Origin of the sequence: Buchnera aphidicola (Thelaxes suberi) (genome assembly GCF_964059005.1) — a bacterium.
Taxonomy (GTDB): domain Bacteria; phylum Pseudomonadota; class Gammaproteobacteria; order Enterobacterales; family Enterobacteriaceae; genus Buchnera_I; species Buchnera_I aphidicola_C.
In genome coordinates this window covers 202,316-214,972 of record NZ_OZ060389.1, presented here as the reverse complement: position 1 = coordinate 214,972, position 12,657 = coordinate 202,316, and the positions used below count along the sequence as shown (strand labels likewise).

The 12,657-nt window shown below is 23.2% G+C and carries 10 protein-coding genes; 4 read left to right on the top strand and 6 right to left on the bottom strand.

Annotation, left to right across the window (positions count from 1 at the left end):
- Positions 1 to 30: 30 nt before the first annotated feature.
- The 6 genes from dnaE to rpsB form a co-directional block, all read right to left on the bottom strand.
- On the bottom strand, positions 31 to 3,558 hold the full coding sequence (gene dnaE, locus AB4W61_RS00940) for a DNA polymerase III subunit alpha (RefSeq protein WP_367679112.1): 3,528 nt from the start codon (positions 3,556 to 3,558) through the stop codon (positions 31 to 33).
- 184 nt (positions 3,559 to 3,742) lie between these two features.
- Complete coding sequence (gene fabZ, locus AB4W61_RS00935) at positions 3,743 to 4,180, bottom strand: 3-hydroxyacyl-ACP dehydratase FabZ (RefSeq protein ID WP_367679111.1); 438 nt, start codon at positions 4,178 to 4,180, stop codon at positions 3,743 to 3,745.
- 327 nt (positions 4,181 to 4,507) lie between these two features.
- On the bottom strand, positions 4,508 to 5,065 hold the full coding sequence (gene frr, locus AB4W61_RS00930) for a ribosome recycling factor (protein WP_367679110.1): 558 nt from the start codon (positions 5,063 to 5,065) through the stop codon (positions 4,508 to 4,510).
- A 135-nt stretch (positions 5,066 to 5,200) separates the two neighbouring features.
- Positions 5,201 to 5,914 carry a UMP kinase gene (gene pyrH / locus AB4W61_RS00925; protein WP_367679109.1) on the bottom strand — a complete coding sequence of 238 codons (714 nt, stop codon included), beginning with the start codon at positions 5,912 to 5,914 and terminating at the stop codon, positions 5,201 to 5,203.
- A 132-nt stretch (positions 5,915 to 6,046) separates the two neighbouring features.
- Positions 6,047 to 6,856, bottom strand: a complete 810-nt coding sequence (tsf, locus tag AB4W61_RS00920; protein WP_367679108.1) for a translation elongation factor Ts — start codon at positions 6,854 to 6,856, stop codon at positions 6,047 to 6,049.
- Between the two features lie 127 nt (positions 6,857 to 6,983).
- Positions 6,984 to 7,697 (bottom strand): 30S ribosomal protein S2, encoded by a 714-nt coding sequence (rpsB, locus tag AB4W61_RS00915; RefSeq protein WP_367679107.1) that lies wholly within the window; start codon positions 7,695 to 7,697, stop codon positions 6,984 to 6,986.
- Positions 7,698 to 7,994: 297 nt separating this feature from the next.
- On the opposite strand from rpsB, the gene map reads away from it, so the two are divergent.
- The 4 genes from map to ilvN all read left to right on the top strand — a co-directional run bounded on the left by map (position 7,995) and on the right by ilvN (position 12,599).
- Positions 7,995 to 8,792 carry a type I methionyl aminopeptidase gene (gene map, locus AB4W61_RS00910; RefSeq protein WP_367679106.1) on the top strand — a complete coding sequence of 266 codons (798 nt, stop codon included), beginning with the start codon at positions 7,995 to 7,997 and terminating at the stop codon, positions 8,790 to 8,792.
- 110 nt (positions 8,793 to 8,902) lie between these two features.
- The gene (gene dapD / locus AB4W61_RS00905) at positions 8,903 to 9,745 is read left to right on the top strand and encodes a 2,3,4,5-tetrahydropyridine-2,6-dicarboxylate N-succinyltransferase (RefSeq protein WP_367679105.1); all 843 of its coding nucleotides are present in this window, start codon (positions 8,903 to 8,905) and stop codon (positions 9,743 to 9,745) included.
- A gap of 632 nt (positions 9,746 to 10,377) precedes the next feature.
- Positions 10,378 to 12,117, top strand: coding sequence for a biosynthetic-type acetolactate synthase large subunit (ilvB, locus tag AB4W61_RS00900; RefSeq protein ID WP_367679153.1), 1,740 nt, complete (start codon positions 10,378 to 10,380; stop codon positions 12,115 to 12,117).
- 2 nt (positions 12,118 to 12,119) lie between these two features.
- The gene (ilvN, locus tag AB4W61_RS00895) at positions 12,120 to 12,599 is read left to right on the top strand and encodes an acetolactate synthase small subunit (protein ID WP_367679104.1); all 480 of its coding nucleotides are present in this window, start codon (positions 12,120 to 12,122) and stop codon (positions 12,597 to 12,599) included.
- Positions 12,600 to 12,657: the final 58 nt, after the last annotated feature.

Here is a 12,657-nt window from a genome sequence, read left to right as displayed (position 1 = left end):
TTTTAAAAATAGAATCGATATTATAATCTATTATCGTATAAAGATATTAATATCGTTTCGTTTTTTTATATTTAAAATAATATTTTTTTCTCCTAAAGTAGATTGGATAGTATTTAAAAATTTATTATCAGGAAAAATATGCCATGTATTTTGTAACTTCAATTTTTGCATAGCATATTGTTGATTTTTGTCATAATAAATATAAACAGGAACTTGACCTTTTTTACGATCTTCAAATAGTAACTTCATATTATCTATGTATATTTTAATTAAATATTTATTTTTTAAATATATAGAAATATTTTTAACATATTGATAGCGAATGTATTCGATATTAGTAATATTACTAGCTAATATTTTTACTCTATTAACAAAATAATCAAATATTACTTTTCCCTTTATAATTAGTATCGCATTTTTTTTTAAAAAAAATCGAACGTTTTCTAATAAATCAGAGAAAATTAATACATCTAATGTAATAGATCCATCAAAAATAGTTAATAAAGCAATTTTTGTTTTCTTTTTTGTTAATTTAAACTTAACATTATTTAACATTCCTGAAATAATAATATATTTATTTATATTATTTTTAGAAATATCAGATAATTGAACAAAATTAATATAATTTTTTAATTCAATTAAATACTCATTCATAGGATGATCTGAAAGATATAAACCAAGTGATGCATACTCATATTCTAAAAGTGTTTTTTTTGTCCATTCAAAATTGTATTTTTGTTTTTGCATACTAATTTTTTTTAGTTCATTTAAAGGAGATCCAAAAAGATCTTGCTGTTGATTATTTTGATGTTTTAAAAATTGCTTAACTGAAGAAAAAACAGATGGTAAAATTCGAATTAAATAACAACGATTAGTATTAATACAATCAAAACATCCAGAAAGAATTAATTTTTCTATGATTTTAACAGTAATTTTGCTAATAAATACTCTTAAACAAAAATCAAATAAATCAACAAACAATCCCTTTTCTTTTCTGTTTTTTAAAATAAATCGAATAAAAAATTCGCCCATTCCTTTAATAGCACTCATTCCATAAATAATTTCTTTATTTGCGTTAACAGAAAAATAATACTGACCAGTATTAATACACGGAGATAAAATCGTTATTTTCATACGTTTACATTCGTGTACTAATTTAATTAATTTATCAATGTTATCATTATCAGAAGTCATAACTGCAGCTAAAAATACTGCGGGATAATAATATTTTAACCACATTGTTTGATAAGTAATCATTGCATAAGCTGCAGAATGAGATTTATTAAAACCATATCCTGCAAATTTTTCTAATAAATCAAATATTTTTATTGACAATTCTTTATCAATACCTTTCTTTTGTGCTCCTATTTGAAAAATAGAACGTTGATTTTTCATTTCAATAGGATCTTTTTTACCCATCGCTCTCCTTAATATATCAGCTTCACTTAATGTATATCCTGATAATACTTGTGCAATCTTCATCACTTGTTCTTGATATAAGATTATTCCATATGTAGATTTTAAGATGGGTTTTAAAGATTCATGTTGCCATCGCTGGTCAGGATAATAAATATCTTCTCTGCCATGTTTTCTGTTGATATAATTATCAACCATTCCAGACTGTAGGGGGCCGGGTCGAAAAAGAGCAACTAAAGCAATCAAATCTTCAAAACAATCAGGTTTTAATCTTTTAATTAATTGTTTCATACCTAAAGATTCTAATTGGAAAATTCCTACAGTATCAGAGTTGTATAAAATAGAAAAAGGCTTCTTATCTTCTATTGATATTGTATTAACATTAATTACAGTATTGCTATTTTTAAATAATTTGTTAATGTTACTAATCGTAAATTGAATAACTGTTAATGTTTTTAACCCCAAAAAATCAAATTTTACTAAACCAATTGACTCAATATCATATTTATCAAATTGTGTTAACGGATTTTTTCCATTTTCATCTAAATAAAGCGGTAAAAAAGTAGTAATTTTACAAGGGGCAATGATAACACCTCCTGCATGTTTTCCTATATTACGAGTAACACCTTCTAATCTTTTAGAAATATCTACAACACGTTTTACATCATTATTTGTATTATATAATTCCATTAACTCATCATTATTAGAAAATGCATAATTTAATGTTATACCAATATCCATAGGTATTAATTTAGACAAATAATTTATAAAACCATAAGGATAACCTAAAACTCTTCCAACATCTCTAACAACTGATTTTGCAGTCATAGTACCAAACGTAATAATTTGTGCAACAGCATCTATTCCATATCTTTTTTCAACGTGGTTAATAACTAAATCACGTTTTTCCATACAAAAATCAATATCAAAATCCGGCATTGAAATTCGATGAGGATTTAAAAATCTCTCAAATAATAAATCAAATTTTAAAGGGTCTAAATCTGTAATTCCTAATACATATGCAACTAACGATCCTGCTCCAGAACCTCTACCAGGACCTACTGCAATATTGTTTTTTTTGGCCCATTGTATAAACTCCATAACTATTAAAAAATAACCGGGAAATCCCATATTATTAATTACTTTTAATTCTAATTCTAATCTATTAATATATTTTTTTTTTAAAACATTAATGTCTTGATTGAATTTAGATTCATTAAATTTAAATTTTTTATTTAAACCATGATAGGCTAATTTAATTAAAAATTTTTTTTCATGAATATTATTTTTAGCATCAAATTCAGGTAAAAAACTTTTATTTAACTTAAAAAAATAATTACAACGTTTTGCTATCTCTACACTATTTAAAATAGATTCTGGTATATCAAAAAATAAATCTATCATTTCACTTTCAGATCGCAAAAACTGATTTTCTGTATAAATATTTTTTATATTTAATTGAGAAGCCATAACTCCTTGGTTAATAGCCATTCTAATATTATGGATATAAAAATCATTTTGTTCTAAAAAACATACTGCATTTGTTGCAACTATTGGAATATCTTGTTTGTGTGATAAATGTATCACTTTATTAATATACTCTTCTTCATTTCTTCTCCCAATTCGTTCTATTTGTAAATAAAATGACATAGGAAAATGTTTTTTATAAAAATTTATAATTTTATCAACAATAACCCATTTTTCTCGTAATAAATTATAACCTAATTCTCCTAACATTCCTCCTGACAATATTATTAAACCATCACTAAATTTTTTTAACCAACTATACTCTATTTCAATATTTATCGTCTCTAACCTTGGCACTTTATAAGCTAAAGTAGTTAATATAGAAATATTCTTATAACCTTGATCATTACATACTAATAAAGTAATTCTATAAGATGTATTTGGTTGAAAAATAGACTTAATATTCAAATCTATTCCAATAATAGGTTTTAATCCAAATGTATGTGAAACTTTATAAAATTTTAAAGAACCAAATAAGTTTGCAAAGTCAGTTATTGCAATACAACACATATTTAAATCTACTGCTTTCTTAACTATTTTATAGGGATTAGCTAATCCATCGATAATGGAAAAATCACTGTGTACATTTAAATGTACAAATTTTGGCATAGTCATATTTTAAATCTATATATTTAATAATTACGAATTTAATTAAATTAAATAATAAAAAATCTTATTTTAAAACAAAAATTTCATTATGTCTAATATCATTAGAAACTATAAGTAAAATATAAAATATAAATTTATTATTTAAATAGTAAATTTCATGATTTCTATATCAATAAAGTAGTAAAAAAAATTATTGTTTATTCAATAACGAAATACAAGATTGAGCAACTATCTTAGAATTAACTACAGCAATAGATTCAAATATAAAAAATTTATGTTTATATACTTTTAAAGTAGTTGAAATATATATTTGGTCTCCAGGATAAATAAACTGTTTAAAAACAGTATCATTAATTTTTACTATAGGAAAAATAGAATTATTTGTTTGTTTATCAGATTGATTGCTAGATTTTACTAATATATACGCAGATTGAGCCATTGATTCTAATATAAAAACTCCTGGAAAAACTGGGTATTGATTAAAATGGCCTTGTAGAAAATGATCATTTAAACTAACATTTTTTAATGTTTTAATATAATCTTTTTCATTGCATTCAACAATTTTATCAATAAATATAAAAGGATATTGATGTGGTAAGATATTCAAAATTTTATTTTTTTGTATCATTATATTCTTCGTTTAAATTATTTGAAAAAATCTAATATGATTATTGAATAATTAACAAATAATTAAATTTTATTTATAAATAATTTTTGATAAAAATATAAAACGTCAATTATTCAATATTAATTGATCTAACAACATATAAATTTATGTTAATAAAATTTATAAATATTTATATATAAAATATATATTTATATATATTTATTATTTATAACATTGTTTTGATAAAATAAATACTTAATATTATTTTTAATAAAATAAAAAACGCCGTTTATTATTTTATATAATTCAAAAATATAAAAATGTATTAATTAAACGGCGTTATTAAAACTATATCTGCATAATATCTGATTCTTTTTTTATTAAAATTTTATCAATTTTATCAATATATAAATTTGTTATTTTTTGAATTTCATGTTGGATCTTTTTTTCTTCATCTTTAGAGAGAATTTTTTCTTTTAATGCCATTTTAGCTATGTCATTATTTTCTCTTCGAATATTTCTTACTTCAATACGAGCTTGTTCCGCTTCTTTTTTTACATTTTTAACTATTTTTTTTCTATTTTCTTCTGTTAAGAAAGGAACAGAAACATATACACTATTCCCTCTAATACTAGGTGTAAATCCTAAATTAGCACTCAATATAGATTTCTGAATAAATATATTATAAGAAGTATCAAAAGAATTAATTTTTAAAGTTCGAGGATCGCTTAATACAATATTAGCAACTTGACATAAAGATGTTTTTTTACCATAATATTCAATATAAATATTATTTAATATTTCAGGTTTTACACGATTAGTTCTAATAGAATTAATACGATTTTTAAATGCTAATAAAGATTGCTCCATCTTTTTTTTTGTATTTTCAATGCTATTTTTAATCAATTTAAACATTCCTACTATTAAATAGTAAACAAAAAAATAATTATTTATTATATTTAAATTTATTTTTATATATACAGATTATTATTTGCATAATTATATTCCCGATATACATTATATTATTTTATAATAAATATATTATAAAGAAATTAATGTTCCTTCCTTTTTTCCTAAAATAATTTTATATAAAGTTTTAGGTTTAGTAATATTAAAAATACAAATTGGAATGCCATATTCACGAGCTAAAGTAAAAGACGTTAAATCCATAACTTTTAAATCTAAATCTAAAATATCTTTATATGTTAATTTTTCATACATAATAGCATTAGTATTTTTTTTAGGGTCATCAGAATAAACTCCATCAACTTTAGTTCCCTTTAAAACAATATCTGCATTAACTTCAATTCCTCTCAAACATGCTGCAGAATCAGTTGTGAAACATGGGTTACCAGTACCACATGAAAAAATAACAACATTTTTTTTAGAAAGAAATTTAATAGCATTTTCCCAATTATAAGTTTCACATACACTTACTAAAGGAATAGCTGACATTAAACAACTTTTAATATTATTTCGATGCATAATATCTTGTAATGCTAATCCATTTATTAATGTTGATAACATACCTATATGATCAGCAACAATATTATTCATACCTAATTCTGACAACTGGACTCCTCTAAATAAATTTCCAGCTCCTACAACTATACCTATTTCAATATTTAATTCTAATAATAATTTTATTTCTTGTACAATATGGTTTAAAGATTGTTCACAAATTCCAAATTTATCAGAACCTTGTAAAACTTCACCGCTTAATTTTATTAGAATACGCCGATAAATCGGTTTCATATTAGGTAAATACTCATTTTTATATGTATAAATCTTAAATTTGAATTACATGTATAAATTTTATTATGATTTAATCGAATTAATTAGATGTATTTATTAAAGTAGTCAACATAAAAATAATTAATAATACTTTTAATTATTTTTTTCTCCTAATTCATATCGAATAAAAGATAATATTTTAATATTCTTTTCTTCTAATACTTCTTTTACTGTTTTACTTGTATTAAAAATAAATGGTTGATTAACTAAAGAAATTTCATTAATAAATTTATCCATTTTACCTTTAATAATATGACTCTCTTGAACAGTATTTTTATTTAGTTTTTTTGTTAATTGGAATTGTATATCATATTCACGATTTATTACTGCAGGCGGTATATCAGAAACACTAATATATTTAGGATTACTTGCTGCGATGTGCATTGCAATATTTTTAATAAATTTTTTGTTTGCTATATAACTATTATTTGTTACCGCAACAATAACACCAATACGGAAATTATGTAAATAAAAAACAGTATTTAGATTCTCCATAGTGTAACATCGTTGAATAATTATATTTTCTCCAAATTTAGAAACTAAATTTATTCTTTTTGTTTCAAAAAAATCTTGAACTTTTTTTATATCACTTATTTTATTATCTATAATAAAATTAATGACATCATTACTAAAAATATTAAATTCTTCATTTCTTGATACAAAATCAGTTTCACAATTGATTTCTAATATAGTAGAGCATGAATTTTTTTTCTTGATTAAAACAATTCCTTCTAAAGTTGATCTTGAATTAATTTTTTGTGATTTAGATATACCTTGTATTCTAAGATAATCGATAGATTTTTCAATATCTCCTTTATTAAATAATAATGCTTTTTTGCATTGTAAAATACCAACACCAGTTTTTTTTCTTAATTCCTTAATCAGATCAGTATTGAAATTCATTATTATAATCCTAACAAACATCATTGTGAATAAAAACTAAAAAGTTGTATTTAATAAAATTAAATTAATTGAAAATTTTAACTTAATATTAACAAAAAAATAATTTTATCAATTATTAATGTAAAAATTATTCTACATCATGATTCATTTTTAAAACATTTTTTACTTCAACATTAATAATAGAACTAGTAACATATTTTAAATATAATTGAATTGAACGTACAGAATCATCATTACCTGGTATTATATAATTAACACCATCAGGATTGGAGTTTGTATCTACGATAGAAAAAACAGGAATACCTAAATTACTAGCTTCTTTAATCGCAATTTTTTCATGATTTGCATCAATTACAAACAATGCATCTGGTAAACCACCCATATTCTTTATACCACCTAAACTATTTTCTAATTTAAACAGTACTCTATTTCTAGTTAAAACTTCTTTTTTAGTTAATTTATCAAATGTACCATCTTGAGATTGTGCTTCTAAATCTTTTAATCTTTTAATAGATTGACGTACTGTTTTCCAATTAGTTAGCATACCTCCTAACCAACGATAATTAACATAATGCTGTTTACATAAAATTGAAAATTCTTTAATAGATTTACTAGCAGCTTTTTTCGTACCAACAAAAAGAATCTTACCTTTACGAAAAACAATTTTTTTTAATTCTTGAACAGCAGATTGAAATAAAGGAAGGGTTTTTTCTAAATTAATAATGTGTACTTTATTTTTCGTTCCAAAAATAAATGGCTTCATTCTTGGATTCCAATAACGAGTTTGATGACCAAAGTGAACTCCTGCATGTATCATATCCTGCATCGAAATACTATTCATATAATTCCTTATTAAAAAAAATGAAATTAATTTATTAAAAATTACTGTATTATGAATATTAATAATAAAAATTATAAAAAATTCTAAATAAGTAATTAATATATTATAGACAAAAAATAAAAAATTACTATTTAGTAAAGTTAATTTTAATATATTATTAATGTATACAAATAAACTTTTATTAAAAAAAATATTTAATAATAAAAATACATATATATAAAACAAATTTTTTATTTTATTCTTAATTAAATATATTATTTTTGATAGAATACTTTAATTTTAAAAAAATGGAAAAAAATGCAAAATATTATCATTAAAAAAAAACACGAAATACAAAAAATGCGTTTATCTGGAAAATTAGCAGCGAATGTATTAGATATGATTGAAAAATATTTACAACCTTTAATAAGCACCGAAGAAATCAATAATATTTGCTATAATTACATTATTAATACACAAAAAGCTATTCCTGCTTGTTTAGGTTATAAAGGATTTCCAAAATCTATTTGTATTTCTATAAATGATGTAGTATGTCATGGAATACCAAATAAAACCGAAATAATTAAAAACGGAGATATTGTTAATATTGATGTTGCAATTATAAAAGATGGTTACTATGGCGATACTTCAAGAATGTTTTTAATTGGTAATGTTGACTATATGTCAAAAAAACTATGTAATGTTACTCAAAATAGTTTGTACCAATCTTTACGTATTATTCAATCTGGAATTTCTTTGTCTGAAATTGGAAAAAGTATACAAAAATACGTAGAAAAAAATAATTTTTCAATAGTTAAAGAATATTGCGGTCATGGAATAGGAAAATCATTTCATGAAGAACCGCATATATTGCATTATGATAACAAATATAATAAAAATATAATACTACAAGAAGGAATGATATTTACTATTGAACCAATAATTAACGCTGGATCTGCTGAAGTATATTGCACAAATGATCATTGGACCGTTAAAACAAAAGATAAATCTCGTTCTGCTCAATATGAGCATACAGTGCTAGTAACAAAAAGTGGATGTGAAATTTTAACAATACAAAAATACGAAAAAATTGAAAAAATATTAATTAACAATTAAAAATAAATTTAAATATACTTACTTCTTAATCTTATTAAAAAAAATACAAATTTTTACAATATATAAATATTATGTTGTTAATAAAATAATACGAGGTACATATTAAAACTATGGAAATTTTAAAAAAAACTATTGATAATCTATATGAAAATAAAAATACAATTAATGCTGATAACATCAATACAGAAGACTTAAATACTATTCATCAAATTATTAATATGTTAGATAAAGGAGAAATAAGAATTTCAGAAAAAATTGATAATAAATGGATTACTAATCAATGGATAAAAAAAGCTGTATTGTTATTTTTAATGATACAAAAAAATAAAATCATACATGGTTTAGAAACAACATATTATGATAAAATAGATTTAAAATATAGCGATTACAATGAAGAAAAATTTCAAAAAGAAAATGTACGTGTAGTACCTCAAGCAACAGTTAGATACGGATCCTTTATTAATTCAAATAGTATATTAATGCCTTGCTATGTCAATATAGGTGCATATATAGGCAAAAATACTATGGTTGATACTTGGTCTACTGTCGGATCATGTGCTCAAATAGGAGATAATGTTCATTTATCTGGAGGAGTAGGAATAGGAGGAGTACTTGAACCTATGCAGTCTAATCCTACTATAATAGAGAACAATTGTTTCATTGGAGCAAGATCTGAAATAGTAGAAGGTGTGATTGTAGAAGAAGGATCGGTTATTTCTATGGGAGTATATATTGGACAAAGTACGAAGATATACGACAGAGAAACTGGTAAAATAATATACGGAAGAGTCCCATCAAAATCAGTAGTTGTACCAGGAAATTTAATGTCTAAAGACAAAAAATGCGGTCTTTATTGCGCAGTCATTGTTAAAAAAGTTGATTCAAAAACATTAAGTAAAGTAGAAATTAATCAATTATTACGTAATTATGATTCTAGTGCAGATATAAATTAAACGTTAATATTATAAATTTTTATAATATTTTATTCTTCCATAAGATAATTTTTTATCGGAAGAATAAAATATTCTATTTAATAATTTGATAATATTCTGAATGTATCAAAAATAACTATGTATTTAAAATTATTAAATTTAATTTAATTTTTATTGATATATTTTAATATATAAAAGTGTAATTATTGAAATTAATTTATTACAATTATTTTTAATATATAATTAAAAGTACATTCAAATATATACATATTAAATTCGTATATGTACTCGATAAAAAATTTCGTGTATAATTCATAAAAATTTAATTAGAATAACTTTTTTTATTAATAATTTAATTGCATACATGTTAAATATGTAAACCATATAAATTTATATTTAAAGACGTTTATTTTATTTAACTATAAATATATTTTTAAAATGAACAAAAAATAATTAATATCATTTAAATTTATTAATTTTATTTAAAAATATTAATAAAATTATTTAATTTTTTTATAAAATAAAATTAAATTGTGTTTAAAACATATTGATTTTTACTAATTCCATATCACTTAATAACCAATTAAATAATTAATATATTAATCAATATCAAAGTATTTTTTAAAGAAAGGAATTTTAAATAAATGCATCCAATTGAAATATTATCTGGATCTGAAATGGTAGTTAAATCTTTAATTAATTTACAGGTAAAATACCTATTCGGATATCCAGGAGGAGCTATTCTTGATATTTATGACGCTCTTAAAACTGTTCCTAACAATCCATTAGTTCATATTTTAGTAAGGCATGAACAGGGGGCGACACATATGGCCGATGGATATGCAAGATCTACTGGAAAAGTAGGGGTAGTTCTTGTTACTTCAGGTCCTGGAGCAACGAATGCTATTACAGGTATTGCTACTGCGTATATGGATTCTGTTCCAATGATAATCATATCAGGACAAGTCGCATCTTCATTAATTGGATTTGACGCATTTCAAGAATGCGATATGATTGGTATATCAAGACCAATTGTTAAGCACAGTTTTTTAGTAAAAAAACCAGAAGATATCCCCTTGACCTTTAAAAAAGCATTCTGGATTGCATCTACCGGTAGACCGGGACCAGTTGTAATAGATTTACCTAAAGATATTTTAAATCCGCTAATTAAAAAAGAATTTATTTGGAATCAAAATATTTGTATTAGGTCTTATCAATCGCATGCTAAATATGATAATGAAAATAAAATCAATAAAATTATTGAACAATTAGTTCGATCTGAAAAACCAATTATATATGCCGGAGGTGGGGTTGTAATATCTCAAGCTAATAAAGAATTACTATACTTAGCTGAAAAATTAAATATTCCAGTAACTACATCATTAATGGGTTTAGGTTGTTTTCCTGGAACACATATACAAAATTTAAAAATGTTAGGAATGCATGGAACATATGAAGCTAATATGGCAATACATCACTCTGACACAATATTAGCTATAGGAGTGCGTTTTGATGATAGAACAACAAATAATTTAACAAAATATTGTCCTAATGCAACTATAATACATATAGATATTGATCCTACTTCTATTTCAAAAACAGTAACTGCAGATATTTCTATTATCGGCAATGCAAAACAAATCTTAAATAAAATAATAGAAATATTAAATAAAAAAAAGATAACTGATAGAAACGATTTTTTAAAAAAATGGTGGGAAAAAATTAATCAATGGAAAAAAAAAGATAGTTTGTATTATAACAATGATAATAATTCTATAATTAAACCACAATTTGTTATTGAATGCTTATGGCATTTAACACAAGGCAAAGCGTACATCGCTTCAGATGTTGGTCAACATCAAATGTTTACTGCATTATATTATCCTTTTAAAAAGCCCAGAAGATGGATTAATTCAGGAGGGTTAGGAACAATGGGTTTTGGTTTACCTGCAGCACTAGGAATCAAGTTAGCATTTCCTAATGAAATTGTAATATGTATTACAGGTGATGGCAGTATTCAAATGAATATTCAAGAACTATCTACTGCAAAACAGTATGATATTCCTATCTTAATTCTAAACCTGAATAATAATGCATTAGGCATGGTAAAACAATGGCAAGATATTCATTATTCCGGTCGTCACTCGCATTCTTATATGAATGCATTGCCTGATTTTTTAGCTTTATCTAAATCGTATGGTCACGAAGGCATTCAAATTAAAAATTATTCTGAAGTGAAAAAAAAATTAAAAAAAGCTATAAAAATATTAAAATCAGGCAAACTAGTATTTGTTGATATCATAGTCGACCCAAACGAACATGTATATCCAATGCAAATTAAAGGTGGCGGAATGAACGAAATGCAATTATATAAAAAAAACGAGAATCAATAACTATGCGAAAAATTTTATCTATTCTATTAGAAAATGAATTTGGAGCTTTATCAAGAGTAATAGGGCTTTTTTCTCAAAGAGGTTATAATATAGAAAGTGTTACTGTTGCTCCTACTCAAGATCCTTCTATATCGCAAATGACTATACAAACTAATGTAGAAGACGAAAAAGTTATTGATCAAATACAAAAACAATTATATAAATTAATCAATGTAATACAAATCAAAGAAATCGGGTCCTCTCCTCATATAACAAGAGAAATAATGTTATTAAAAATACAAATTGATAAAGACAAAAGAAACGATATTATTCCGATTACTAATACTTTTAAAGGAAAAATTGTACATTTTACAAATACAATAATGATTATACAAATATGTGGAAAAACTGAAAAAATTATGGAATACGTTTCAATTATTGAAAAAATTACAAAAATATTAGAGATAGCAAGATCAGGGCTAATCGGAATATCAAAACCATAAATATCATATTTTGATAATATTAAATTGTAAAGTTATTAATAATAATCAGTTTATTTTT